The organism is Nocardiopsis camelliae, from assembly GCF_028993595.1.
GTDB classification, from domain to species: Bacteria; Actinomycetota; Actinomycetes; order Streptosporangiales; family Streptosporangiaceae; genus Nocardiopsis; species Nocardiopsis dassonvillei.
The window spans coordinates 1,516,844-1,542,925 of the sequence record NZ_CP118614.1; the positions used below are offsets into that span (position 1 = coordinate 1,516,844).

The following is a 26,082-nucleotide window of genomic DNA, read 5'->3' on the forward strand; positions in this document are numbered from 1 at the left end:
CCGCCCGTTGCCGTACCGCCATGCGCGGTGCACCCGTCGCCGTCGCGCCCGGGAACCGCTCCGGAAGGAACGTGCGCGCCCGGTCCGTGTCCGTGGCCGGTTCCGCCAGCGGGGCGGGCATCCGCGTGGGGCGGCTCCGAAGTGCTCTGAGCAGGGAAAACCGTTTCGGGGCGGTGGCCGGGGGTACATGGGGCGAACATGCACCCATAACTCTCAAAAGGCAATAAATAGGACAGGCGATCGGAGTCTTCGCGACACGGCCGACAGCGCGGGCCGTCGCCGGGAAGCAGGGGCCTCGGGGCGTGGCCGGACCCTTCGGAAGGGTGTGCGGAAGGTGAAACGGAGTACTCAGGACAGCGGAGGAAGTACGGGCAGGCCCACCAAGGGCGGGGGCGGGAAGGCCCGGGGCGACGTCGCGCCCACCGAGCGGGAGGCGGTGGCGGGGCCCGCGCGGGCCAAGCGGTCGGCGGCCGCGCCCAAGGCTCCCGAGCCCGAGGCCGTCGGGCCCGAAGCCACCGAGCCCGAGGCCGCTGAGCCCCGGGTCCCCGAGCCGGGCGTCGAGCGCACCGGCCGCCTCCCCGCGGCCGAGCGCCCGGTCCGCGCCCCCGCTGCCGAGGACCCGGACGTGCTCCTCGACGTCCCGGTGGTGAAGGTCGACGAGATCCAGTTGGAGGTCGAGAACCTGCGGGCCTCCGTCTCCCTCCAGGCCGAGGTGCTGGACCTGCTCAAGCTCAAGGTGGGCGCGGACGTCGAACTCGGACGCGTCAGCCTCACCCTCAAGGGGGTCGAGGCCCAGGCCCTGCTCAAGGTCCAGCTCGACAACGTCCGGGAGATCATCACGCGGGTCCTGCAGACCATCGACACCAATCCGCAGATCCTGGAGCACGTGACCCGGGGGGTGGAGTCCTCGCTCGACCAGGTGGCGGGCGGTGCGGGGCAGGCCGTGGGAGCCCTGGGCAGGGGCGCGGGCGGCGCGGTGCAGGACGTGGGCCGGGGCACCGGGAGCGCCGTGGAGGGTGTGGCCCGCGGAGCCGGGAACGCGGTGGAGGGCGTGGGCCGGGGCGCCGGGGAAGCCGCGCGGGGCGTCGGCCGGGGCGCTGGGAAAGCGGTGGAGGACGTCGGGGATGTGGCGGACGTCGGGGACGTCGGGGAGGACCCCGACGGCGCGGCGTAGAAGTAGGACGGCGGGAGACCCCGGGCCGGGGCCGCCGCGCCCCGGGCGGCCCGGAGCGCACCGTCCGGAGAACGGGAGGTGGGGGCCGTGGAGGATCGGACCGGGCCCGAGTACGACGTGGAGATCAGCGCCTCCGTGGCCGCGGACGAACTGACCTTCGGCGAGGTGCCGGAGGTCACGTCCCGGACTTGGGGGGAACCGGGCCGTGAGGGCACCTCCGGCAGCGAACGCTCGGGGCTTCCCCACGGCGTCCGCTCCGGGGTGGTGTACACCGACATCCGCGTCGACTACCGGCTCGCGAGCCGCCTCAGCCTGCCCGAGGAGGCGCCGCCGGACCCGGACGCCGAGCGGGAGTGAACGCCTCGCGGGACCGCCGCGGGAGGCCGGGAACCCGGGAGTCCGGTGTGCCCGTGCCGGTGTATCCGTGTCGCTGTGCCCGTGCGGGTGCGAGCCGGGACCGGTGCGCCGACCGGATCAGTACCCGGCGGACTTGTCGACCACGTTCACCAGCGGTCGGCCCTGCGCGTGGCGCTCCAGGTTCTCGACGAAGACGTCCACGCCCCGGCGCCGCGTCGCGGCGGTCGTCGCCCCGTTGTGCGGGGTGACGATGACGTTGGGCAGGTCCCAGAAGGGGCTGTCCGGCGGCAGCGGCTCCCGGCCGTGGGCGTCGAGCCCGGCTCCGGCGATCCACCCCTCGGTGAGCGCCCGCAGCAGTGCCCCGTCGGCCACGATCCCGCCGCGTGAGACCACGATGACGTACGCCGTGTCCTTCATCGCCCTCAGCTCCGCCTCGCCGAGGAGGTGCTCGGTGGCGGGCGTGTCCGGGGCCGTGACCACCACGAAGTCGGACTCGGCCAGCATGCGGTGCAGGTCCTCGGGAGGGTGGACGGCGTCGACGCCGGGGGAGGGGAGGTCGGTGCGGCGCCGCACCCCCACCACCCGCATGTGGAAGGCCCGTGCCTTGGCCGCCAGGTCGAGCCCGCAGTTCCCCAGGCCGATGATCCCGCAGGTGAGGCCGTTGAGCTCACCGTGCTGGAAGCGCTCCCAACGGTGCTCGGACTGGGCCCTGGCCCACCGGGGGGCGTCCCTGTTCAGCATCAGCATGAGCATCATGGCGTGCTCGGCCAGCGGGACCGCGCCGTTGCCCGCGGAGGAGGTCAGGACCGCGGGGTGCGCGTCCAGCCCGGCCGCGAGGTCGTTGTTCACCCCCGCCGCCCAGCTGTGCACCCAGCGCACCGCGGGAGCGAGGGCCAGTTGATCGCCGCTGAGGGTTCCGGCGATGACGGTCGCCGTCCCCAGGAGGTCGGTGCGGTCGCCGAGCCCGTCCACGAACTCCACCGGGGCGCCCGCGGCGGCCGCGCGGATGCGCTCCCTCTCGTCGGGCTCGAAGCGCCCGCTCACGAGTACTCGTCCGCGCTCGGGCACGAACATCACGTCCTTCGTACGCTCTGGTAATTTGTGGCCCGTATTGGTCCGACCGGTCAGGTGAGTATAGGGAAGGTGTGTGCCGGATGCCACAGGAGGGCCGTTCCGTCTTCCGCGCCGTCGAGCACGCCAAGGTCTACTCCTCGGTGGTCGACCAGATCCTCGCCGGGGTGCGTTCGGGGACCTTCCCGCCCGGGACGCCGCTGCCCGCGGAGCGCGTGCTGGCCGAGAGGTTCGAGGTCGGCCGCGGCTCGGTCCGCGAGGCGATCCGGGTCCTGGAGCACGCCGGGGTGCTCGACGTCCGCGTGGGCAGCGGGACCTACGTGGTCGGCGACGGGGGGTCGGAGGAGAACGCCCTCCGGGCCCGGGCCGCGGTCGCCGGAGAGCACAGCCCGCTCGACCTGATCGTGGCCAGGGCCGCCCTCGAACCCGTGTGCGCCGAGCACGCGGCCACCGCGAGGACCTCCAACGACCTGCGGGTACTCGAAGACCTGGTGCTCAAGCAGGAGCGCGTGCTCGAAGAGGGCGCGGACCCCTCGGCGGTGGACGCCGACTTCCACCTGGCGGTGGCGGCGGCCTCGCACAACAGCGTGCTCTTCGCCCTGGAGCGGACCCTGGTCGACCTCATGCGCGAACCCATGTGGAGCGAGCTCAAGGGCCGCTCCCGCGGTCGGCGGGACCAGGCCCGGCACTACCTCGAACACCACCGGCAGGTCCTCGGCGCCATCGAGCGGCGCGACCACCGCCGGGCGCGTCAGCTGATGGCCGTCCACATGAGCGAGATCGAGACGGGACTGCTGACCGAGCTGGGCTCCGGGCGTGACCGGGCGGACGGGCCGGGCCGCTGACCCGTTGACACGGGACGCGGTACCCGTTTAGCTTCACCATCGGTCAGATGGTCGGACCAATTGTCAGAGGTCCGTCCGGTTTCCCACCGTGGTGAAGGAGAGAACCGTGGGCACACCCCGCTACGCCGTGAACTGTTCGATCATGATGAAGGACCGGCCGCCCGAGGAGAAACTGGCGGCGGTCCGGGAGGCCGGGTTCGAGGCGGTGGAGTTCTGGTGGCCCTTCGCGGAGCCCGTTCCCGCCGAGGCCGAGGTCGAGTCCTTCGTCGACACGGTCCGCGCCTCGGGCCTGCGCCTGGTCGGGCTCAACCTCTTCGCCGGTGATATGCCGGGCGGCGACAGGGGCGTGGTCTCCTGGCCGGACCGCGCCGAGGAGCTGCGGGCCAACGCCGCGGTGGTCCGCCGGATCGCGGAGGCGCTGGGCTGCCGGTCCTTCAACGCCCTGTACGGCAACCGCCGCGCGGACGTGTCCGACGCCGAGCAGGACGCCGCGGCCGTGCGCGCCCTGGGCGAGGTCGCGGGCACCCTGGCCGAGATCGGCGGCACGGTGCTGATCGAGCCGGTCAGCGGCGCTTCGTCCTACCCGCTGCTCACGGCGGACGACGCCGTGGCCGTGATCGAGCGGGTCGAGCGCGAGACGGGCGCGGACAACCTCGGCCTGCTGTTCGACGTGTACCACCTGGCCGTCAACGGCGACGACGTCCCGGCCGCCCTCGCCCGGCACCGGGGGCGCGTCGGCCACGTCCAGGTGGCGGACGCGCCCGGCCGGGGCGCCCCCGGAACGGGCGGCCTCCCGCTGCGCGACTGGGTGGGGGACCTGGCCGGGGGCGGGTACGACGGCTGGACCGCGCTGGAGCACGCGGGCGAGGGACCCGACCCCTTCGGCTGGACGCGCTCGTCGGACCTGCCGGGCCTGCCCGGCGCGGCGGCGTGACCCGGCCGCGACGGCCGTCGCGGCCCGCAGAGCACACCCCGGCGGGCCGTCCGGCCCGCCGGACCGACAACGAATCGACCAAGGAGTCCGCAGTGAGTGTGCGAACGATCGCCTTCATCGGCCTGGGCGTCATGGGCGCCCCCATGGCCACCAACCTCGTCCGTGCCGGGTTCGACGTGGTGGGGTACAACCGCAGCGCCGCGAAGACGGAGCCGCTGGTGAGCGCGGGGGGCCGCGCCGCCTCCTCGGTGGCCGACGCGGTGGGCGGGGCCGACGCCGTCATCACGATGCTGCCCGACTCCCCGGACGTGGAGTCCGTGGTCCTGGGCGGGGGCGGCGCCCTGGAGCACATGCGGCGCGGTGCGCTGCTCATCGACATGAGCACGATCCGCCCCGACACGGCCCGCGCCGTGGCCGGGGCCGGGGAGGCCGCGGGGGTCGCGGTCCTGGACGCGCCCGTGAGCGGGGGCGAGCAGGGGGCGGTCGAGGCCAAGCTCTCGATCATGGTCGGAGGCGAGGAGCGGGCCTTCGCCCTCGCCAAGCCGGTGCTGGACGCGCTCGGCACGACGGTGGTCCACGTCGGTCCGGCCGGAGCCGGGCAGACCGTCAAGGCCGCCAACCAGCTGATCGTCGCCGGGACGATCGAGCTCGTCTCCGAGGCGCTGGTCTTCCTCCAGGCCCACGGCGTCGACCGCGACAGCGCCGTACGCGTGCTCTCCGGTGGGCTGGCCGGCAGCACGGTGCTCGACCGCAAGGCCGCGTCCATGCTCGCGCGCGAGTTCGACCCGGGGTTCAGGGTGGACCTGCACCACAAGGACCTCGGGATCGTGACGGCCGCCGCCCGCGAGGCCGGGGTGGCCCTGCCCCTGGGAGCGCTTACGGCCACCCTGATGGGATCGCTGCGCGCCCAGGGCCACGGTGCCCTCGACCACTCGGCGCTGCTGTTGCAGGTGGAGCGGCTGTCGGGGCGTGACGCGGACGCGCGGGACTGATCAGGGGTCCCTCGTAGGCACATTCGCAGGCACATTGTCAGTCTTGAAATCTTGACTGACAATGTGCCTATACTGTCCTGCCTCCGTCGCGGCGCGCCACCGGCGCGCGAGCCGAGCCGCGGCCGCGGCGGCCGAGCCGACGAGAGGACCAGCCACATGGCACAGGGTGTGACGGAGAGCGGGCCCGAGAGCGCGGCCGGCGCGCCGCGCGAAGCCGACTGGCATCTGGGCGCGACGCGCTGGACGCAGCTGACGCTGACCGAGAACGACCCCGGACGCTTCGACCCCGACTTCTGGATCCAGGTCATGCGTGAGACCAGGTCCAACGCGGCCTGCATCAGCGCGGGCGGGTACGTCGCCTTCTACCCGACCGACGTCCCCCACCACCACCGCAGCGTCCACCTCGGCGACACCGACCCCTTCGGCGCCCTGGTCGAGGGTGCGCGCGGCCTGGACATGCACGTCATGGCCAGGGTGGACCCCCACGCCGTCCACGCCGACGCCGCGAGCGCCCACCCCGAGTGGCTGGCACGTACCGCCGACGGCAGCCCGGTGGAGCACTGGGGCTACCCCGGCATCTGGCTGACCTGCCCGTTCGGCCCGTACAACCGCGACTTCATCACCGAGGTCGCCCGCGAGATCGTCACCCGCTACGACGTGGACGCCGTCTTCGCCAACCGCTGGCAGGGCCACGGCATCTCCTACAGCGAGGCGGCGCTGCGCAGCTTCCGCGACGAGACGGGGTTCGACCTGCCGCGCCGGGAGGGGGACACCTCCGACCCTGCCTGGCGCGCCTACGTGGTGTGGCGCAGGCGCAAGCTGAGCGACCTGGTGAGCCTGTGGGACCAGGCGGTCCGCGACATCCGCCCGCACGCCCGCTTCATCCCCAACCTGGGCAGCATCGCCGCGCGCGACCTCGACCGCGACATGCTGGCCCGGCACTTCCCGTTCTTCCTCATCGACAAGCAGGGCCGTTCCGGGGTGGAGGCGCCCTGGTCGGCCGGGCGCAACGGCAAGCGCAGCCGGGCGGTCTTCCGGGACAGGCCGGTCGGACTCATCACCTCCATCGGTCCCGAGCACCACCAGCACCGCTGGAAGGACTCGGTCTCGCCCGGGGCCGAGACCACCATGTGGATCGTCGACGGCTTCGCGCAGGGCGCCTTCCCGTGGTTCACCAAGTTCAACGGCATGGTGCCCGACCGGCGGTGGGTGCGCCCCGTCGCCGAGGCCTTCGCGCTCCACGAGCGCCTGGAGCCCGAACTCGCGGGCCGCCGCATCACGGCGGACGTGGCGCTCCTGGAGACGGGCGGCCCCGAGAGGGGGCGCTCGCACGAGGACGGCTTCTACCACGCCCTGGTCGAGGCCCGCATCCCCTTCGAGCTCGTCGCCGAGCAGAACCTGTCAGAGAGCGAGCTGGGCCGGTTCAGGGTGCTCGTCCTGCCCGACGCCGAGCGGCTGAGCCAGGACCAGTGCAGCGCGATCCGGGCCTTCACCGAGTCGGGGGGAAGCGTCGTGGCCGCCCACCGCTCCTCCCTGGACGACGAGTACGGCACCCCGCGGGCCAACTTCGGACTCGCCGACGTGTTCGGCGTGGACCTGAGCATGCCGGTGCGGGGACCCGTCAAGAACAACTACGTCGCGCTCACCGGAGAGCACCCCACCACGGACGGATTCGGGGGAGCGGAGCGCATCATCGGCGGCACCGAACTCATCGGCGTGACCGCCCGCCCGGGGACCGGCGTGCCCCTGCGCTTCGTGCCCGACTACCCCGACCTGCCGATGGAGGAGGTCTACCCGCGGGAGCAGCCCGCGAGCCCCGCCCTGGTCACCCGGGAGCTGCCCGCAGGCGGGCGCTCGGTCTACGTCGCCTTCAACCTCGGCTCGCTGTTCTGGGAGGCGCTCCAACCCGACCACGGGACGCTCGTCGCCAACGCCGTCCGCTGGGCCCTCGGGGGTCCGGAACGGGTCCGGGTCCGCGGACGCGGTCTGGTCGACCTCGCGCTCTGGGAGGACCCGGAGTCGGTCGCCGTGGTGATCGTCAACCTCACCAACCCCATGGCACTCAAGGGGCCCATGCGCGAGATCATCCCGCTGCCCGCGCAGAAGGTCTCGGTCGCCCTGCCGGAGGGCGCGGTGGGCGCCGACGCACGCCTCCTGGTCGCCGGGTCCGACGTCCCGGTGCGCGTGCGCGCGGGGCGCGCCGAGGTGACCGTGGACTCCGCGGACCTGCTGGAGGCCGTCCGCTTCACGTGGATCCGGGGTGAGCGGGCATGAGCGCGCACGACCTGTGGTGGCACCGGCCCTTCCAGATGTTCCAGACCAACCTCAGGGAGATCGACGCACCCCTCGACGCCGAACGGGTCCTGGACTACCTGGAGGGCTTCGGTGCGCGCGCCTGGCTCCTCAGCGTCGGCGGCATCGTGTCCAACTACCCCACGGAGCTGGAGTTCCAGACCCGCAACCCCGCCCTGGACCGGCGGCCCTCGGGCGACCTCGTGGGCGACGCGGTGGCGGCGGCACGCGAGCGGGGCGTACGGGTCCTGGCCAGGATGGACTTCTCCAAGATCGACCACCGCCGGGCCGAGCGCCACCCGGAGTGGTGCTTCACGGGGGCCGACGGCACACAGCAGGTCTACAACGGCCTGACCAGCGTGTGCCCCAGCGGGGACTACTACCAGCACCGCCTCCTGGAGGTGGTCGACGAGGTCCTGGACCGCTACCCCGTCGACGGGTTCTTCTTCAACTGGATGTCCTTCAACGAGGTCGACTACAGCGGTGTCCACCGGGGGACGTGCCACTGCCTGCCCTGCCAGCGGGCGTTCGCGGCCTTCGCGCCCGGAGTCGAGATGCCCACCGGGCCCGCCTCCCCCACCTACCGGGTGTGGAAGCGCTTCACCGAGGCGGTGCTCGACGACCTGACCTCCCGCGTGCGCGACCACGTCAGCGCGCGCCGCCCGGAGGCGCCGCTCATCCTCGGCGACCGCGCCGACATCGTCTTCCACGAGGCCAACAACGCGGTCGGGCGGACCCTGTGGCACCACCGGACCGCCGAGCACGTCAGCGCGGCCCGGACGTACCGGCCCGGGGTACCCGTGCTCACCAACGCCGTGGGCTTCGTCGACATGCCCTACCGCCTGGCGGGCGAGGAGCCCCACCACTTCGCCCAGTACCTGGTCCAGGCCTTCTCCCGGGGGGCCAACCCCTCCACGTACATCATGGGGACACCGGACGACGTCACCTACGAGTGCCTGGACACGGCCGGTGAGCTGACCCGGTTCCACCGCGACCACGAGCGCTTCTACCGGGAGCTGGTGTCCGCGGCCCGGGTCCTCCTCGTCCGGCCGGACCCGCTCAAGCTCGCCCCCGCCCGGTTCGATGAGGCCGTCCACGAGTTCCGGGGACTGTACTCGTCACTCCTCGAACGCCACATCCCCTTCGACGTCCTGCCCGAGCCCCGGGTCCGCGACGTCGACCGCCAGGGCCGACTGGGGGACTACGGGCTGGTCGTCCTGCCCGACCTGGGGCCGCTGGACCAGGAGACGGTGGACGCCCTGGGGCGCTACGCCGAGGCCGGCGGCGGCGTGCTCGCCACCGGCACGAGCGGGTTCGACGGCGACGCCTCCCTGATCGAGGGCTCACCGGTGCTGCGCCGGACGGCGGTCCGGGACACGGTCGAGTCCGTGCGCTCGCTGCACCTGCGCCGCCCCGGCCGGGACGGCGCGCGACGCGGGGGAGACCTGCCCGTGGTGGGCGCCTTCCACGTGGTCGAGCCCGTCGCGGACGCCGACACCGACCTCCCGGTGCTGTCCCGGGCCCCCTACGGCCCGCCCGAGAAGTGCCACGGCCACCTCCTCCTCGACCACCCCGGCGCGCTCTGGCGCGCCCACGGGCGCGGCCGGGTGGCCGTGCTGCCCTGGACGCCGGGCAGGGCCTACCACCAGCTGGGCCTGAGCGGGCACCGCGACGTGTTCGTCGAGACCGCGCTGCGCGCGGCCAATGGCCCGGTGGAGGTCGACACCGACCTGCCCGAGCAGGTCGAGGTGGTCTTGGGCGTCTCCGCGGCCGGGGGAGTGGTCCACCTGGTCAACCACTCCGGCGCCGTGCCCCAGGGGTTCCGCACCCCGCTGCCGGTCGACGGGCGCCGCCTGCGGGTGCCGTGGTGGACGGGCCAGCCCGCCCGCGCCCTGCGCGCCGACACGGACCTGACGGTCGCGGAAGAGGGCGGCGAGGGCGTCGCGCTGCCCCGCGTCGACCTCTTCGAGGTCCTGGTCACGGAGCGTCCCGTCAACGCCCGGTAACTTTGTAAAACAAGTATTCATGAGTTATTGACTTACCAAATCAGCACCGGAAACATGTCCTGTGAAGCTGCACACTCACTGGGGTGACCTCCCCCGCAGCGAAGGGAACGTGATGAGAGATTTCGATCGGCGCGCATTTCTCGCGTTGACCGGCATGGGCGCGGTGGGGGCCTCCCTGCTCCTGTCCGGCTGTGGCGGCAGCGGCTCGGGGAACGGCCTCCGGTACGCCTGGTGGGGCAACACCGTCCGCCAGCAGAACTACACCGAGGCCCTGGAGGCGTTCCAGGAGGCCAACCCCGACATCACGGTCGAGCCGGAGTTCGCCGAGTACACCGCCTTCCAGGAGCGCATGACCACGCAGATGGCGGCCCGCAACGTCGCCGACGTCTTCTGGATCGCCTCACCCCAGGTCCTGACCTACAAGGCGAACGGGCTGTACCGCAGGCTCGACGACATCCCCACCCTCGACCTCTCCGACTACAGCGCCGAGGACATCGAGTCCTTCTCCCTGGGCGGTGAGCTCCTCAGCATGCCGCACGGGGTCTTCGTCCCCGTGGTCCGCCACAACGAGACCTTCCTCGAAGAGGAGGGCGCGCAGATGCCCGTGGAGGACTGGACCTGGGACGACCTCGCGGAGTTCCTCATCGACTACAGCGCCAACAACGCGCAGGGGCGCCGGGGCGCGACCTACACACCCGACCAGGACATGGCCTTCGAGGCGTGGCTGCGCCAGCGCGGCCAGGACCTGTGGACCGAGGACGGGGGCATCGGCTTCGACGAGGAGGCCCTCGGCGAGTGGTTCGAGTGGTGGCGCGTCCTCCTCGACGAGGGGGCGGTCCTGAGCCTGGGCGAGCAGGAGGGCATGCAGCCCGACTTCTCCGCGGTCGGCGACCTGGTCCTGCTCAACTTCGGCAGCTCCAACCACATCATCGACGAAGCCGCCATGTTCCCCGACTGGAAGTACCGCCTGCGGTCCGTGCCGGTGGGCGCGGACGCGGCCGACGGACACCGCTTCCTCTACTACCCCCGGCTGGCCGTCTACCAGGGCATCGACGACGCGAACGTCGAGGCGGCGGGCAAGCTCATCGACTTCAACGTCAACAACATCGAGTTCCTGCGCACCGTCGGCCTCACCATGGGCGCGCCGCCCAACCCCCGCCTCCTCACCGAGGCCTACGACTTCGCCTCCGAAGACGAGAAGGAGATGCTGGCCGTGGTGGAGGCGGACCGCGCCGAGCCGCAGCGCCCCCGCTACGAGGCCCCGCCCGGGACGGGGACCTGGCGCGAGGCCATGTCACGGGCCTCGGAGAACGTCGCCCTGGGCAACGCCGGGGTCGCGCAGGTGACCGAGGAACTCATCGCCGAGATCCAGTCCGGCATCGACCGGGGGGCGTAGGGCGTGCCCCCCTCCACGAGAACCCGACGCCCCGCCGCGCCGTCCTCGCGGCGGCGGCAGGGCCGCGCCGCCTACGTGTTCCTCTCGCCCTGGCTGCTGGGCCTGGGCCTGGTGACGGCCATCCCGCTGGGCGCCTCGCTCTACCTCGCCTTCACCGACTACAACATCCTCAGCACACCGGCCTTCACCGGACTGGCCAACTTCGAGCGCATGCTCGGCGACGAACGCTTCTGGGCGGCCTCCTCGGTCACCCTCCGGTACGTGGTCGTCTCGGTGCCGCTCCAGCTGATGTTCGCCCTCCTGCTGGCCGTCATGCTCGACCGGGGGCTGCGCGGCCTCTCGTTCTACCGGGGCGCCTTCTACCTGCCCTCGCTGCTGGGCGCGAGCGTCGCGGTCGCCATCCTGTGGCGCGAGGTGTTCGGGCACAACGGCCTGGTCAACGACTTCCTCGGCCTGCTGGGCATCGAGGGGCAGAGCTGGCTCCAGAACCCGTCCACGGCCCTGTCCACCCTGATCGTGCTCAACGTGTGGACCTTCGGGTCGCCGATGGTGATCTTCCTGGCCGGCCTCCGGCAGATCCCCGAGGAGTACTACGAGGCGGCGCGCGTGGACGGCGCCTCACGCCTGCGGCAGTTCCGGCACATCACCGTCCCGATGCTGACGCCGATCATCTTCTTCAACCTCATCCTGCAGACCATCGGCGCCTTCCAGACCTTCACGCAGGCGCACGTCATCAGCGGCGGCACCGGGGGACCCGTCGACTCCACCCTCTTCTACACGCTCTACGTGTACCAGCAGGGGTTCAGGTCCTTCGATATGGGCTACGCCTCCGCGCTGGCCTGGGTCCTGCTGCTGGTGATCGGCGCCGTGACCGCGGTCCACTTCTTCCTGTCCAAGTACTGGGTCTTCTACGGAGACGACTGATGACCGAAGCCCCCACGGTCGCGGGCACCAGCGGTCCGCGGCAGCGCCGCCGCCGACCGCGGACCGCGATCCTCAAGCACGGCGCACTGCTGCTGTTCCTGGTCGTGATGGTCTACCCGCTGGTCTGGATGGTCGTCAGCGCCTTCAAACCCGCGCACCTGATCCTGACCGAGCCGGGCCTGGTGCCCACCGAGGTCACCTTCGAGAACTTCCGGGAGGGCTGGCACGCCCTCAACCAGCCCTTCTCGGTGTTCTTCGTCAACTCCCTCGTGGTGACCGTGGGCTCGATCCTGGGCAACCTCGTCTCCTGCTCACTGGCCGCCTACGCGCTGGCCCGGCTGGAGTTCAGGGCCCGGCGCCTCTTCTTCGGGATCACCCTCGTCACGGTGATGCTGCCGATGCACGTGCTCATCATCCCGCAGTACATCTTCTTCGCCCAGCTGGGATGGGTGGACACCTACCTGCCGCTGCTGATCCCCAAGCTGCTGGCGACCGACGCGTTCTTCGTCTTCCTCATGGTGCAGTTCATCAGGGGCATTCCGCGCGACCTCGACCGCGCCGCCGAGATCGACGGGGCGGGGCACTTCCGGATCTTCTGGCACGTGATCCTGCCGCTGATGCGCCCCGCCCTGGTGACCACGACGATCTTCACGTTCATCTGGACGTGGAACGACTTCTTCACGCCGCTGATCTACCTGACGTCGACGGACATGTACACCGTTCCGGTCGCGCTGAGCTCCATGGTCAGCTCGGAGAGCCAGCAGGGCATCGGGATGCTGTTCGCGATGTCCCTGATATCCCTGCTGCCGGTCATCCTGTTCTTCGTCTTCGCGCAGCGCTACCTGATCCGCGGGATGGTCACCAGCGGACTCAAGTGAGCCCTACTCGGCTCCGGCCGCCTCCCGGGTCCCCGCCTCCAGCAGGGACAGGAGGCGGCCGCGCGCGTGGTCGAGGTGCTCGGCCAGCCTCAGGCGCGCCGCCTCGGGGTCCTGCGCCCTGATGCTTTCCAGGATCGTCGCGTGCTCGTGGGCCACGGTGCTGCCCTGCGTGGACCGGTGCGCCTGGAAGCGGCCCATGGTCAGGTGCACCTCGCCCATGATCAGCTCGTGCATCCTGCTCAGGCGCTCGCTGCCCGCACCGGAGACCAGCGCGGTGTGGAAGGCGATGTCGGCCTCCACCTGGCGCTCGAAGTCGCCGTCCCTGGCCGCGGCCTCGATCAGCGCCTGCGCCTCCGTGGCCTCCCTCGGGACCGCCCCCTCGGCCGCCAGGACGGTGACCGCCGCGCTCTCCACCGTGCCCCGGCTGAAGAAGAGGTCGCGGATCTCGTCGGCGTGGAAGTCGGGGACCACCGCCGTCTTGTGGGCCGACCGGCGCAGGAGGCCGAGGGCGGTGAGCCGCTCCAGGCACGCCTTGGCTGTGGGGCGCGCGACGTCGTACTCGCTGGCGATCCGGTGCTCGGTGAGCTTCTCGCCAGCCGCGATCTCCCCGTTGACGATGCGAGCGCGCAGCGACTGGTAGAGCGCGTCGGTCAGGGACGAGGGGGCGAGGGTGAAGTTGGCCTGTCGGTTCACGTCTTCATCGTGCCACAGCCGCGCCGCTGACATATACATCTGTCTTACCAGTGCACTGGTAAGTCCTGATGAGAGCGTCAAACGTGTTCACTCTGTGACCGCCCGCACAGTGGCACGGTCGGGAAAGCGGCCCCCGCGGGGCCCCGCGCGCCGGGAGGGGAGGGCGCGAGGGGGCGCGGGTGCCCGTGTGGCACGGAGGCGCCCGCCGGCAGCCGCGTTCGCGCGGGAGCGGCGGATCCCGTCTTCCCCGCACGGCCGCACGGCGGGTCACCAGGGGAATGCCTACACCTTCCGCAGCCGGGTACTGGTACGCCCCGACAACCGAACGCAGGAAGGAAACATGTCCACCAACGCTGAAGCACACCCCGGCCAGCAGCCCACGGCCCCCGACGCACAGGGCGGGAGGCGCCGGGTCGGCTGGCCCGAGATCGTCGTCGGTACGGTCGTCGCCCTCGTGCTCTACGCCGTCGGAATTCTGCTGTTCCTCCAGATCCCCGCCGAGAGCGCGGAGCTCGGCGGCCTCGCCCAGTACGCGATCTCCGGGCTCGCCCCGCTCGGGGGCTTCGCCGCGGCGGTGCTCGTGCGCGTCCGCGGCCTCGGTCCGTTCGGTCTGCGGCGGGTCTCCGCCAAGTGGCTGGCCGTGGCGTTCGGGGCAGGGATCCTCATGATCGTGCTCAACATCGCCAGTACCACGGCGATCTTCCTCTACTCCGGCGCCCAGGACACCCAGGCCTCCTACCAGGCCGCCGCCGCGGGCGGCCTGGTCTTCTTCGCCGCCGCTCTGCTCCTCGGCGGGGTCCTGACGCCCATCGGAGAGGAGTTCTTCTTCCGAGGGGTGCTCGCCAACGCCCTGAGCCGGTACGGGCAGTGGGTGGCGGTGCTGGTCAGCTCCGCGGTCTTCGCGCTGGCGCACGGGATCAACTACCTCCTGCCGGTGGCCTTCGTCGCCGGTGTCATCGCCGCCGTGCTGCTCCACCGGACCAGGTCCGTCTGGCCCGGTGTCGTGGTCCACGTGGTCAACAACAGCTACTCGGTGGTCGCCCCCGCCGTCATGGCCCTCATGGTCTGAGAACCCGTCCGGCGACGGACGCGGGGGACTCCCCTGGCAGCCTCGCCGTGGAGCCCACCAGCAGGGTGGGCTCCACGGCGAGGCCGCCGCCGGTGTGCGCCCAGCGGTAGCCGGTTTCCGGTCTGACGTGAATGGTTTTTCCTGGCTGTCGAATAAAGGATGCCCGCGTGTTCGCGTGCTTCTTTTCGGGTGGACCGGGTTTGCGCGGTGCCGTTATTTCTTCAGGTGATAACCAGGGTTTTGGTCAGCGTTTATATCCCTGAGGTTTGTGGGGTGCTAGGGGAATTTGGTAAATTCCTCGTGGCTGAAGCGGGATGTGAACGTTTCTCCTGAATTCTTTTTCGGTCATAGCTGGAATGTGTAGGCACCACCCGCAATGCGTCGTTCCCTGACCCGTGCGACGGCGGTCTGTGCGGCTTACGCCCTGGTGCTCGTGCTGGGGGCGGCCGCTCCCGCCACAGCTGACGAGGGCGTCCCCGCCACCGCCGACGGCTCCGCCGTCCCCGGAGGACACGGTGCCTCGGGGGAGCGGAGCGGTGGACCGCGCGGGAGCGACCCGGAGACGGAGGGGACCAGCGGCCCGGCCGGACCCGGGGCCGCGTCCGCCACCGACGGTCCTTCCGCCCCGGCGCGCCCCCACGGCGAGTGGACCGAGGTCGAGAGCTCCTCGTGGACCTACGTGGACCGCGCCTTCCCCGACCGGGCCCACGACGGAGCCGAAACCGCGAGCGTGGGCACCGGACGCCTCGAATGGGACCGGAACTACACCCGCCGGGCCCTGTTCCGGTTCCCCGTCGCGTCCGGCCCCGGGGCCGTCGTCGACTCCGCGGTGCTGCGCACCGAGGTGGCGTGGTCCTACGACTGCGGCAGCGACTCCTTCGTGCAGCTGCACCGGGTCGACCCCTTCGACGAGGGGGCCACCTGGAACGACCAGCCGCGGGCACGCGCCCTGCTCGACACCCGGGGGATCAGGGGCGGGCGGTCCGCCTGCCCCGTGCCCGGCGGCGTGGAGTTCGACCTGACCGAGGCCTACCAGCGGGCCGTGGACGCCGGAGAACCCCACATCCACCTCCGGCTCGGCGAACGCGACGAGTCCGGGACCACGGCCTGGCGCCGCTTCGACGTCGAGGAGCACCCGCCGGTGCTGGTGGTCGACCACAGTACGCCGCTGTCCCCGGACGCGACCGCCGACCCGAACGCCCTGCGGAGCGCCCCCGAGGAGGGCGCGGCCGACGACGGGGCGCACGGCGGGCGCGCCGCCGTCCGTGGGGAGGGCCCCCCGGACCCCGCGCCGACCCGGTTCGCCGAGGGCCCCGACCTCTTCGGCGTCACCGCTCCCGGGGCCCGAGTGGACCACGACAACCGCGTTCCGGACCTTGTCTCCGCTGACCGCCTGCCGGGCGGGGGTGAGCGGATCCGTCCCCGGCGGGGGAGACGGACCGGCCGCCCCACCGCCGCGGACGGCCACCGGAGACGGGACGGGGACACGCCGCCCAGGGTCCGGGGGCCACCGGACGCCGTTCCGGTCGGAGACTGTTTCGGTCCACCGATCATGAATGAGGAACCGGTTGACGGACGACGGCACCCGCCTTTCCCGGTGCGTCATCCAGTTGGGTGCGAGGACGCACCGGCGGCAGCCCGAGGGGGTCGGGCTGGCCGCTCCCGGAGCGCCGCGTGAGGTGGGCGGAGCTCGGAAGCGGCCACGGAGCCACGCCACCGCCGCACCGGCCACAGGGCACGGTGGCCGTCTGCGGCGAGGGCACGGTTCCGTGCCGGTGAGAGAGGTGCTCGTCCCCGATACCGGACGCGTCCACGGCAGGGCCCGGCAGGGGGCTCCGCCGCCGGAAGCCGCAGCGGCCCGGAACCTCCTGTGTGCATGGGCACCACCCGGGAGGCCACCGGGCCGCCGTTCGATCCGGCCGAAACGAAGGGGATCAGCGAAGAACTCCGAATGACTTCGGCGCGGAGCACCAGACGAGCCCTTACATATTTTTTAGAGCCGGAAATAACGCGGTATCGGGCGGCGGCCGTATTCACGCCCACGGATCGTGATCCCGCAGATCCCGCGTGTTCTCGCCGAGCACCTGCCGCGCATGCGCGCCGAGCATCTGGACCAGGCAGCGGTGGATCCCGGTGTTGTCGGTGTCGACGTACCGCATCCACGGCACCCGGGACATGGTGTTGACCACCACCGACGTGAGCAGCTGAGCCAGGACCGAGAGAAGCCGATCGGGCATCGGGTCCTCCGTCAGGCACAGCCACGCGATCGCCGCGCCCAGTCGTGTCTCGGCGGACTGGTCCGAGGACGACCACAGTTCACGGGTCCAGGTGATGACGTTCCAGCTTGTGTGGTGCTCGTGAGCCAGTTGTGCGATGGCCAGGACCAGGCTGACCCGCACCTCGGGCACTTTCTCGACCTTCAGTCGGCTGTGCAAGGCGGCCAGGGTCCGTTCGACCTCGCCGGTGACCGCCGCGAGGGCGTAGCAGGCAGAGCAACGTACAGCGGTATCAGGATCGTCGAGGAGTTCAAGGACGATCCGTACTTCTGCGGTGAGAGCTTCCCGGGAGGCCTGAATCGACCAGTGCATCGGGTAACCGGAGGAGTCGAACAACCAGTATCCCGGTGGATAGGCGGTCTGGAGTAATCCGGTTCTTGACCCGTCGCCGTGGTGGTTGCGCCGACCGGATTCGGCTGCCAGCTGTAGTACTTCCGCGCGGTGGTGCGAAGAGGGATCAGCGGCGATGCGGAGCAGGAACGGTACGGCCAGGGCTGCGGGAGCGTAGGTGTCGCCCTGGTGGCGCACACCGTGGTGTAGGGAGGAGAGCGCCTGCGCGGCGGCACGGGGATTACCGGAGCGGATCTGCGTCAGCAGCTCGGCGACGTCGTCGGCCCGGCCGCTGGCATGGTGGAAGAGTCCCCAGGGGACTTTTGCGTACTCCGCGCGCGACGCCAGTTCGCGGTGCACCCGCGTCACCAACACGCGGACGTCACGCTCGGTTCCAGCTCCGAACTCGCGGTCCAGGTCGGCGAGGTTATTGCTGTGCCTAGTGCCGTGGCCGGGAAGGTTCGCCCGGGTGCCCTCACGCCGCTACGGGTAGCGGTCGGCCTCCCCAACGAACACCCTTCTCGCTGCGTACCCGGGCGCGTTCACGGCGCTGGGCCGCGAGCACGTCCGGGTCGCGGGCGTTGGCGTTGCGCCACCGTAGATAGGCGTGCAGCGCCCGCGTTTGCACCGTGTGGTTGGGGTGGTGGGAGTTGGCGATGGTGAACTGGCGCAGCGGCCCGAAGTGCGCCTCGATCGGGTTGGCCCAGGAGGCGTAGGTGGGGGTGAAGCACAACTCGACCTTGTTGCGCTGGGCCCAGGAGCGGATCGTGGGGCCCTTGTGTGCGGACAGGTTGTCCATGATCACGTAGATGGGGGCGCCGTCCGGGCGGGCGGCCCGGATCGTCTTGAGCGCGGTGAGTGTGTTGGCTGCGCCCTTGCGCCGGTGGTTGATGCCCCACAGGGTGTCGTCTCCCACCGAGTAGCAGCCGTGGAAGTAGGTGACGCCATGGGTGCGCCGGTAGGTGGCCGGAAGGCGGTGCGGGCGGCTCTTGCGGGCCCAGCCCGTCCCGGCGGTGGGCCGGATGCCCAGCGGTCCGAACTCGTCGAAGGCGAAGACCCGGTCGGCGAAGTGCTCCATGACGTGCTCGATGCGGTCGAGTTTGGCATCGGCCTCGGGGTCGGGCGAGTCCTTCCAGGTCGTGGTGCGTTGGAAGGTGATGCCATGCCGGTGCAGGAGCGTTCGCAGGGTCTCGCGGCCCATGCGCAGGCCCGGTCCGGGCCGGTGGGCCAGGTGGGCGGCGAGTTTGCGCAGCGACCAGCGGGTGAAGGGCTGGCCGAGCTTGGTCGGGCGGGTGGTGGCCGTCTTCAGGACGAGGTCTTCCTCGTCGGGGGTGAGTAGGCGGGGACGGCCTCCCGCCCATTTAGGGTCCAGGCAGCTCAGCCCTTGGGTGTTGAAGGCGTGGATGACCTCGCGCACGGTCTTCTCATCAGCGGCGACCAGGCGGGCGATGACGGGGGCGGTGTTGCCGCTGGCCGAGGCCAGGATGATCATCGCTCGCCGGTAGCGGACGGTGTTGGTGCTGCCCCGGCGGACGATGCGTTGGAGTTTTTGGCCCTCGGGGTTGGTGAGTCTGCGGGCTTTGAGGGGTGCGGACACCGCGGCTCCCAGGGTTGACTGCTGGTGTTGCGGTCAACCCTGGCATCGATCACTGACCCGGGCGAACCTTCCCGGCCACAGCACTAGGGCCACAGGGCGCTTCGTCGTCCATGTTCTCTTCCCGTCCTGGTTCCCTTCCGGCACAGTAGCGCTCTGCGCTATCGCCGGTCCTCTGGGCTGCGTGGAACCCGGCTGCGTTGGCGAGCCTGGGGTAGGCCCGGCCCTTACGAGCGGGCGCAGTGGTTTCTGTGCGCCTGGATGGGCCCTATCCGGGAATGAGTGACGGGATGGGTGGTGCACACTCGCGGAGCGAACCTTTACCCCCGTGCACCCGCCGGTGCACCCCTGGCAACGCGAAAGCCCCTGACCGTTGCGCGTTTGCGCTGGTCAGGGGCTTAAGCCTCTGGGGTGAGTGACGGGACTTGAACTGTGGTGGGGAGTGCCCTGACCTGCGGAAATACGAGAAGTCGCAGGTAGTGGGGGAGGTGGGCGCTAGGTTGTGTCAGGTTGCCCCGCGTTCGGCTGGGAGGTGTGCACCCTCCGGGTGCACGCCTGTGGCCGTTGTGGTGCACCCTCGCGGGTGCACCGCGGCGAACGAATGCCAATGTGTCGAAATAGATCAAGAGTTCGACTAAGGCGCATGGTCCTGTTTGTTCGCTTTGTGCGATGCACGGCGACCGTTGGGTAACGAGGTGTTCCAGTACCGGTCGTCTTGGGGTAGGTCGGCCGACATCGAGGTCGCGAAGAGCGTGCTGGTGGAGTCGCCCGATGCCCTGGGCAGTGGGCATGTTCCTCTTTACGAGTTGGTGCATCGATGAGGCACTGTCCTTGGTCTTCGTCTTGGTGGTCAGAATGTCAGTGGCATCGGGCACCCTCGTGTGCGTGACCTGTGAGCAGACTCCCAGTGCCGAGCTACGTCCGTCTCGCCTCAATCCGGACAGGTTTGTAGATTCCGAAAGAGCACTACAAGCGATCTTGATATGTGGTATGTCATAGAAAACCGGTGCTGAGCAGGCATCATGTGGCATAACCACGTGATTCTGGCGTTGTGCTTGGGCTGCTTGTTGCGTATGCGCCTAATGTTCCTGGAGTCCCTCTTGTCTGAATCATCTATCCTTTCAGGCCTGCGTGGAGATCCCGCGCACATCCGAGTTAGCCCCTCCTACTTGACGAAGGCGCCTGGTTCTTGCTCCGCTGCTCGAGCTTTCAAAGCTAGGCCTGCCCTCGTCCCGGACATCGTCTTCCCCCGGGGCGGCAACCGCGGCGAGGACTTCGCTCTGGGGCCCGTCCAGGACGGTATCGACCTGATCGAGTTCGGTCCCCGCGACCAAGGACACCACAGGCGTTACCTCATCAAGCAGATGGAACGGCACACGGGGCTGGCCCGATTTACCGCACACGCTGTCGCCTCGTATCGACCTCACACAAGGACACTCCAGGACCGGTACCTGTGCCCGGTCCGCGGCCACTGGGTGCTCAGCAAGTACGAAGGGGACAAGGACACCGGGACGCTGTGGGAGGCCTTCCACTGGGGGCGCTTGTACGAAAGTCCCGACGGATCTGTGCGTGAGTTCCGTTTCCTGCGTATGGGTAAGGCTGACCGGGCACGGCGCAGCGAGGCCGAGACGGCACTGGCCGCACTCGTCACCGCATACGGCTCGCTTGCCCCCAAACCGCAGGGTAAAGAGTGGCGTGAGCCGTTTCATGTCATCCGTCCCAACGCGCCAGTGGTAAGTGTGCGCATAGCTGAGATCGGCTTGCTCGACGGCTCCCGTGACGACCTCTTCGACGGGACCCCGGAGGAGGCGCACGCCCTCTACCAGTCCCATGCGCAGGAACGGGTTCGTGAAGTCGTCAACACGGTCACACCCACACCCGGGGCGGACTGCGCTGCGTGTAAGCGGCTCCACGTGTGCACGGACCTCCGGAGAACTTCCGGGGTGCTGCATGTCCCACCACTCGGGGGCCGCCCCCGACACGTATCAGCATCCACTCTGCGCTACATCTCCCGATGCCCGGCTCAGGCACACCTCAGGGATCTGCGGCTTCCCAAAGAGCAGGAGTACACCTCGGCCAACCGTCGCGGCCACGCGGTCCACGCCTGGCTGGAGGCCCGGCACGCCATCGTGGACAGTTCGCCCTGCACCGTCGAGGACATTCCTGATGACTGGTGGAAGCAGACTGGTTACGACCTGGACGAGGAGCAAGCTCGGTTGGGCAGGCACATGATCGGTCACCACGCACAGATCTGCCCCATGCTCGCCGACGTCATCCACGCCGAACCCGAACCTCCTCTGGCCTTTCTCGACACCGAAGCGAACACGGTCATCCAAGCGAAACCTGACCTTCTCTACAGCGTGGACGGAGTCCTGATCTGGCGTGAGACCAAGACCCTGCACAGCGCACGACTCCGCCACGACAACCTGTTCCGCAGCTTCCCCCAGCTAGCTCTCGCCGTCGTCCTGCTCGCTCAGAAGGCCCTGAACAACACGCCCGAGGACAGCCTTGTGGAGCTGGAAATCCTCACCAGCGACGGCTGCGACGTGTTCTCCCTCGACCCAGCGGACCCCGCCGAGGTCGACCGTGCCCGAGAGGTCCTCAGCGACCTCGCCATGGCCTGGCACCAAGAGCAGGCCTTTCCCACACGCCCCGGCACTGCGTGCGCCACCTGCCCTGTGGCCCGCTGGTGCCCCGACCACGCGGAGGACACCGCTTGACTGACCACTTTTTCACCGGTGAGCGTCTGCTCCGACTGGTCGCCACCGCGCTCATCCGGATGTCACGCGTACGCGAACCCCGAGACCCCGTCTACGACGGCACCGTCCAAAGGGCCTACAACCACGTAGTCCTCGAGTGCATGCGTGCTGGAACGCCGCCACCGAACAGCGTTCCCGACCTCGTCCGATGGGCGGCGAGCACCCCGCTGGGGCAGTGGCCAATTCAGATCGACGCATTCGTTCTGCCTGAGACGATTCTGCTCGACCCCCAGACCCGGACACCCACTCAGCAGTGCCTCGAGTGGGCTGTCTCCGCCAAGGACGCGGCCGGAGAACTGTTCGAGAACGAGATCATGCACAACGTCCTCGACCTCACTCGGGCCAGGGAATCGCCAGAGTCCTACGAACTCTTCCGCCGCTCCGTCATCACCACACCGGTGCTAACAGGGCACAAACGCAGTGCACTGATCGCGGACTTCCTCCTCAGCTTCTTGGAGGACGAGATCCGCAAGTCCTGGCAACCGGTGAACCCCCGCCACTTGCATAAGGGCACCTACGTGCCCTGCGCACGCTGCGGACTGCTCCTGGTCCCCAAAGAGGACGGCGGCTGGTTCTGCGAACTCGACCGCTGTTCGCGGAGCGGGCCGGTGCGGCCGGGAGAACCCATCGACGCAGCAGAGCGCACGGGCGTGTTCCAAGTTGAGCGCCCTCTGCGCACTTTCATTACAGGACCAGGACTAGCCGAGACCGACCTGGAACAGTCGCTGCACGATCTCGGACTGGGCGTGCAGATGTGGCCCGACTTCGATGCCTACGACCTGCGCGTCACCTTCCCCCACGGGCCGATTTGGGCCATCGACGTCAAGGACCGAGCGAACCCCGCCCTCCTCGGTCGGGGAACACGCGCCTTCCCCACACGACCGCCACATGACAGCGCCTTCCTGGTGGTTCCCGCCTACCGATTCAAGGACCGGGAGGACTATGCGCGGGTCTTCGACCACCATCTGGACGACGCCATGAAGGGTCGCGTTGAGCTGCTCAGCGACACCGCGTTGCTCACGTTGGCCAAAGAGGAGATCAACGCACATGCGTGACCGTACACAGTGGCGCCACAGCCTGTCTTTCCAGCTTCACCCCAAGTGGCCGGACCGGGCGCCGCTCAGCCGGGCTGAGGCGCTCGACGTCGAACTGGGCCTATACCTAGTTACAACGACGGTGGACGGCTATGCCGCCGCCGACACCTGGACGCTCTTGGGCGGATACCCCTACAGCGACGTCTTCGCCCCCCATCTGACCGACGCCGACCGGATGCGGATCCGTCGAGCCCGCTACTACCTGACGGAGCACACCCGCCCCCACGAGTGGATGCGCGCCCTCGAGGACTACCAACGGCTCCCCATCGAGCTGCGGGGATTTGAGATCGAGTCAGCGGACAGCCCGCCCCGACGCAAGGATGTGTCGTGGGCGCCGAAGAGGTTCGCTGAATTCGAACGGGTCCTGACCACGCCTGTCCCCTTCAGCCGCCGCAGGCTCCCCGTGGCGGGCGCTGGGTCCTACCGGTTCAGCACCGGTGAATCCCGCCACGCGGTCACCTTCGACGAAGACCTTTTGCACCAGATCAACTCGGGCGAAGGGATCCCGGTCCATGACCTGGACGCTCTTCCTCCGGGTAAGGGCGAGCCCATCCGGGTGACACTCGCTCAGCTCAAGAATGCCGCCCAGCGCATGGACGAGTTGGAAGCCCTCGACCCCTTCAGTAAGCCCGGCCAGTGGGTCGCACGCCTGAAAAGGGTGGAACTTCTCCTACGCGACGAGACCGAGGGCCGCTTCCGGGAGCAGGGGGAACAGGACATCTTCACCATCGAAGGTCTGTGCCACCTCGTAGGCATGGTCGGTGCGGGCAAGTCCACCCTGCGCGACATCCTTACCTTTTGGGCCGTAACCGAACGCGGGCTGCACGTTACTATCGTCGTCCCCGACGTCGCTGAAACACTGCGTACTGTCGACCGCTTCACCCGACTGGGGGTGGCCACAGCGCCTGTGCTCGGTGCGACCACTCGAGGCAAGCACCTGCACCGACAGCACCGCCGGATCGCCAGTACCGGGGCAGGGTCGCTCTTGGACCACGACGACCCCGCCTTCACCCACCTGAGCAGTGCCTGCCCGGTGGACGCCTTGCGTGGTCTCGACGCCACCTCCCCGTTGGAGATCGGGCAAGCACCCTGCCAGGGCCTGTTTCCCATCGGCAGCGGCCAAGCGGAGGCGGACATGGATCCGCTCACCCTGATGGAAGCCGTGGACGAGGACGACGAAGAGAAGGCCCCGAAGCCGCACACCTGTCCGCTGTGGAAGGCTTGCCCCCGCCACCATTCCTCACGTGAGCTCGTCACCTCTTCGGTGTGGGTCACCACCGCTGCCGGACTGGTGCACAGCGGGGTTCCCGTACAGGTCGGCAGCGAACGCCTGCGTTACGCCGAGCTCACCTGCCGTCGCAGCGACCTTATGATCGTGGACGAGGCCGACCAAGTCCAACTGCGTCTGGACGACGCGTTCGCGCCCTCGGCCACCCTGATCGGCAGCCCGACGAACTCCTGGCTGGATGAGGTCGATCATCGGCGCGTGTCCGAGCTCGCAGGCCAGAACGGTCGCTTGCACCTGACCAAACGCGACGTGGACGATTGGACGAGCGCTTCGGAGACCGCCAGCAAAGCCACCAACCGGTGCTACTCACTCCTGGTCCGGAACCCCGAACTGCGTGAATGGATCGCCCAGGACTACTTCAGTGCCCTCACATTGCACGAGCTGCTCATCGGGAGCTGGTTCCCCGATGTCGCTCGCGCCCAGCTGGAGACACCACCTGATCCGGCGCGTGCTGCTGCGATGGAACATGTAGAGAGAATCCTCAATCGCTTCCGGGACGCTCCGCTGGAGGAACACGAGTCCACGGGAGACGACGACACCATCACACCTTGGGTCAACAGACTCGTCTACCTGGCTCTAGAGCTGTTGACCTCAGAGCGGTCCACGACCGCACGTCCCCGACTGAAGCAGCTGCTCATCGGACTGTTGGGAGAAGACAACGAGGCCACTACGAACATCGACACCTACGCCGTCCTGTTCGAGTTCACCCTCATGCTTGCGGTCCTGCACCACCGGCTCAACACGATGACCACCCTGTGGCCCCGAGTCGAAGCGGCACTGAATCTCCAGGGCACTTCCAACGTCCTCTCCCGCAGACCCTCACGCGACTACGACCCAGTCATCCCCGAATCCCCCATGGGCAACGTCCTCGGCTTCCAGTTCAAACAGGACGAACGCGTCCAGGAAGGCGGCAGTCGTAGCGGAGAGCTGCGGTTCTTCCGCTGCGGTGGTGTCGGACGCGAACTCCTTACCGCACTTCCCCACCTGCCGGAGGTGGACGGCCGGCCGGGCCCTAACGTCCTTCTGATGTCGGGTACGAGCTGGGCAGGGCAGTCCACCCGGTACCACCTTCACGTTCCCGTCCATGCCGTGCTGCGTCCCCACCGGGACGAAGTCGCTGCCATCGAGCAAACCGAGTTCGAAAAGCTCATCCTGACCTGGCCGGGTACAACAGAGCCGCTCCGGTTGTCTGGCAACCCTTCCCCACAGCAACGGGACAAGACCCTTGAGCAAATGCTCAACCGGCTCGCCGTCGGCGACCCTGAGATCCCGGAAATCCCGAGTCTCCTGGAACAGGAACTGGAGAACCTGCCCGAGGGACGCAAACGAGTCCTCCTACTGGTCGGCAGCTACGACCAGGCCACGAAGGCATGGGAACATCTCAACCGTAAATCTGAGTGGCGTGGTCGCGTCGTACGGCTCGTCTCCGACGACGCCGACCTTGACGACACCACCATGACGTTGCGGCGAGGCGACGTCGCCGACTTCCCCCGCCAAGACGGCCAGGTTCTCATCGCACCACTGCTGTCGGTCGAACGCGGCCACAACATCGTCCAGCCCGACGGCCGAGCCGCGATCGGCACGGTGTACTTTCTGGTCCGCCCACACCCCCGCCCCGACGATATCTCCCTCGCCGTCCAGACCATCCATGACTGGGCGGTCCGCCAGATCCGCGGCCTGGATCCTGAGTTCCGTCAAAGGGCCAAAGCGGCTGGAACCCCGGATTTGGCGGGGCGGCACTTCCGCGCCAGGGCCCGCAGAGAGTGGACCAGGCTTCTCACCCGGCGGATGTCTTGGACCAGTCTCAATAGCACGGAGAAGGTCGCCTTTACCTGGGATCAACTCGTGGTCATCTGGCAGGTCATCGGCCGCCTTGTGCGCGGCGGCGTCCCCGCTCGCGCGGTGTTCGTCGACTCTGCCTTTTACCCGCAGGAGGCCCGCAACCTGATCGATACCCCCAAGACGGGCCTGCTTGTCGCCATGCGGGAAGTTCTGCGTCCCTACATCACCGACGACCCGTCGACGGCCCCCATCGACCGCTCACTGGTCGAAGCGCTCTACGGACCCCTATACCGGGCCCTCGAAGACCTGGACTAACAAACCGCCATTA

19 protein-coding genes are annotated in these 26,082 nt (G+C 69.4%); 15 read left to right on the forward strand and 4 right to left on the reverse strand.

Annotation, left to right across the window (positions count from 1 at the left end; translation table 11 throughout):
• Nucleotides 1-334: 334 nt before the first annotated feature.
• Together PV789_RS06855 and PV789_RS06860 are read left to right on the forward strand one after the other, a co-directional pair.
• Nucleotides 335-1,174 carry a hypothetical protein gene (locus tag PV789_RS06855; protein WP_274976633.1) on the forward strand — a complete coding sequence of 280 codons (840 nt, stop codon included), beginning with the start codon at nt 335-337 and terminating at the stop codon, nt 1,172-1,174.
• A gap of 87 nt (nt 1,175-1,261) precedes the next feature.
• Nucleotides 1,262-1,531, forward strand: a complete 270-nt coding sequence (locus PV789_RS06860) for a hypothetical protein (RefSeq protein WP_274976634.1) — start codon at nt 1,262-1,264, stop codon at nt 1,529-1,531.
• A gap of 117 nt (nt 1,532-1,648) precedes the next feature.
• Here the strand turns inward: PV789_RS06860 and PV789_RS06865 are convergent, their stop codons facing one another.
• Nucleotides 1,649-2,605 carry a D-2-hydroxyacid dehydrogenase gene (locus PV789_RS06865; protein WP_274976635.1) on the reverse strand — a complete coding sequence of 319 codons (957 nt, stop codon included), beginning with the start codon at nt 2,603-2,605 and terminating at the stop codon, nt 1,649-1,651.
• Between the two features lie 80 nt (nt 2,606-2,685).
• On the opposite strand from PV789_RS06865, the gene PV789_RS06870 reads away from it, so the two are divergent.
• The 8 genes from PV789_RS06870 (at nt 2,686) to PV789_RS06905 (ending at nt 12,869) form a co-directional block, all read left to right on the forward strand.
• Nucleotides 2,686-3,447 (forward strand): FadR/GntR family transcriptional regulator, encoded by a 762-nt coding sequence (locus tag PV789_RS06870; RefSeq protein WP_274976636.1) that lies wholly within the window; start codon nt 2,686-2,688, stop codon nt 3,445-3,447.
• Nucleotides 3,448-3,553: 106 nt separating this feature from the next.
• Complete coding sequence (locus PV789_RS06875) at nt 3,554-4,381, forward strand: hydroxypyruvate isomerase family protein (RefSeq protein ID WP_274976637.1); 828 nt, start codon at nt 3,554-3,556, stop codon at nt 4,379-4,381.
• Complete coding sequence (locus PV789_RS06880) at nt 4,378-5,373, forward strand: 2-hydroxy-3-oxopropionate reductase (protein WP_302475387.1); 996 nt, start codon at nt 4,378-4,380, stop codon at nt 5,371-5,373. The genes PV789_RS06875 and PV789_RS06880 overlap by 4 nt, the downstream gene beginning before the upstream one ends.
• Before the next feature lie 156 nt (nt 5,374-5,529).
• On the forward strand, nt 5,530-7,647 hold the full coding sequence (locus PV789_RS06885) for an alpha-amylase family protein (RefSeq protein ID WP_274976639.1): 2,118 nt from the start codon (nt 5,530-5,532) through the stop codon (nt 7,645-7,647).
• The gene (locus PV789_RS06890; protein WP_274976640.1) at nt 7,644-9,671 is read left to right on the forward strand and encodes an alpha-amylase family protein; all 2,028 of its coding nucleotides are present in this window, start codon (nt 7,644-7,646) and stop codon (nt 9,669-9,671) included. The genes PV789_RS06885 and PV789_RS06890 overlap by 4 nt, the downstream gene beginning before the upstream one ends.
• A 112-nt stretch (nt 9,672-9,783) precedes the next feature.
• Nucleotides 9,784-11,067, forward strand: a complete 1,284-nt coding sequence (locus PV789_RS06895) for an ABC transporter substrate-binding protein (protein WP_274976641.1) — start codon at nt 9,784-9,786, stop codon at nt 11,065-11,067.
• A 3-nt stretch (nt 11,068-11,070) separates the two neighbouring features.
• On the forward strand, nt 11,071-11,991 hold the full coding sequence (locus tag PV789_RS06900) for a carbohydrate ABC transporter permease (protein ID WP_274976642.1): 921 nt from the start codon (nt 11,071-11,073) through the stop codon (nt 11,989-11,991).
• Nucleotides 11,991-12,869, forward strand: a complete 879-nt coding sequence (locus PV789_RS06905; RefSeq protein WP_274976643.1) for a carbohydrate ABC transporter permease — start codon at nt 11,991-11,993, stop codon at nt 12,867-12,869. Before PV789_RS06900 ends, PV789_RS06905 begins: the two co-directional genes overlap by 1 nt.
• Before the next feature lie 3 nt (nt 12,870-12,872).
• Here the strand turns inward: PV789_RS06905 and PV789_RS06910 are convergent, their stop codons facing one another.
• On the reverse strand, nt 12,873-13,562 hold the full coding sequence (locus tag PV789_RS06910; protein ID WP_274976644.1) for a GntR family transcriptional regulator: 690 nt from the start codon (nt 13,560-13,562) through the stop codon (nt 12,873-12,875).
• 340 nt (nt 13,563-13,902) lie between these two features.
• Between PV789_RS06910 and PV789_RS06915 the strand changes: the two genes are divergently transcribed.
• A complete protein-coding gene (locus PV789_RS06915; RefSeq protein WP_274976645.1) occupies nt 13,903-14,631 on the forward strand; it encodes a CPBP family intramembrane glutamic endopeptidase in 729 nt (242 codons plus the stop codon).
• 376 nt (nt 14,632-15,007) lie between these two features.
• A complete protein-coding gene (locus PV789_RS06920; RefSeq protein ID WP_274976646.1) occupies nt 15,008-16,309 on the forward strand; it encodes a DNRLRE domain-containing protein in 1,302 nt (433 codons plus the stop codon).
• 355 nt (nt 16,310-16,664) lie between these two features.
• Here PV789_RS06920 and PV789_RS06925 read toward each other — a convergent pair whose 3' ends face one another.
• Nucleotides 16,665-17,597, reverse strand: a complete 933-nt coding sequence (locus tag PV789_RS06925) for a HEAT repeat domain-containing protein (protein WP_274976647.1) — start codon at nt 17,595-17,597, stop codon at nt 16,665-16,667.
• Between the two features lie 115 nt (nt 17,598-17,712).
• Nucleotides 17,713-18,834 carry an IS630 family transposase gene (locus PV789_RS06930; protein WP_212642420.1) on the reverse strand — a complete coding sequence of 374 codons (1,122 nt, stop codon included), beginning with the start codon at nt 18,832-18,834 and terminating at the stop codon, nt 17,713-17,715.
• Between the two features lie 1,472 nt (nt 18,835-20,306).
• On the opposite strand from PV789_RS06930, the gene PV789_RS06935 reads away from it, so the two are divergent.
• Genes PV789_RS06935 through PV789_RS06945 form a run of 3 tightly spaced genes read left to right on the forward strand, consistent with a single transcriptional unit; the run spans nt 20,307 to nt 26,069 of the window.
• Nucleotides 20,307-21,551, forward strand: coding sequence for a PD-(D/E)XK nuclease family protein (locus tag PV789_RS06935; RefSeq protein ID WP_274976648.1), 1,245 nt, complete (start codon nt 20,307-20,309; stop codon nt 21,549-21,551).
• Nucleotides 21,548-22,645, forward strand: coding sequence for a pPIWI_RE_Y domain-containing protein (locus PV789_RS06940; protein ID WP_274976649.1), 1,098 nt, complete (start codon nt 21,548-21,550; stop codon nt 22,643-22,645). The genes PV789_RS06935 and PV789_RS06940 overlap by 4 nt, the downstream gene beginning before the upstream one ends.
• The gene (locus PV789_RS06945) at nt 22,638-26,069 is read left to right on the forward strand and encodes a pPIWI_RE_Z domain-containing protein (RefSeq protein WP_274976650.1); all 3,432 of its coding nucleotides are present in this window, start codon (nt 22,638-22,640) and stop codon (nt 26,067-26,069) included. Before PV789_RS06940 ends, PV789_RS06945 begins: the two co-directional genes overlap by 8 nt.
• Nucleotides 26,070-26,082 lie beyond the last annotated feature (13 nt).

Bases quoted from the DNA above. Each gene is read 5' to 3' on its own strand.
- PV789_RS06945 (WP_274976650.1), top strand. From the start codon at position 22,638: ATGCGTGACCGTACACAGTGGCGCCACAGCCTGTCTTTCCAGCTTCAC.
- PV789_RS06885 (WP_274976639.1), top strand. From the start codon at position 5,530: ATGGCACAGGGTGTGACGGAGAGCGGGCCCGAGAGCGCGGCCGGCGCG.
- PV789_RS06890 (WP_274976640.1), top strand. From the start codon at position 7,644: ATGAGCGCGCACGACCTGTGGTGGCACCGGCCCTTCCAGATGTTCCAG.
- PV789_RS06915 (WP_274976645.1), top strand. From the start codon at position 13,903: ATGTCCACCAACGCTGAAGCACACCCCGGCCAGCAGCCCACGGCCCCC.
- PV789_RS06895 (WP_274976641.1), top strand. From the start codon at position 9,784: ATGAGAGATTTCGATCGGCGCGCATTTCTCGCGTTGACCGGCATGGGC.
- PV789_RS06905 (WP_274976643.1), top strand. From the start codon at position 11,991: ATGACCGAAGCCCCCACGGTCGCGGGCACCAGCGGTCCGCGGCAGCGC.
- PV789_RS06865 (WP_274976635.1), bottom strand. From the start codon at position 2,605: ATGTTCGTGCCCGAGCGCGGACGAGTACTCGTGAGCGGGCGCTTCGAG.
- PV789_RS06870 (WP_274976636.1), top strand. From the start codon at position 2,686: ATGCCACAGGAGGGCCGTTCCGTCTTCCGCGCCGTCGAGCACGCCAAG.
- PV789_RS06920 (WP_274976646.1), top strand. From the start codon at position 15,008: ATGCGTCGTTCCCTGACCCGTGCGACGGCGGTCTGTGCGGCTTACGCC.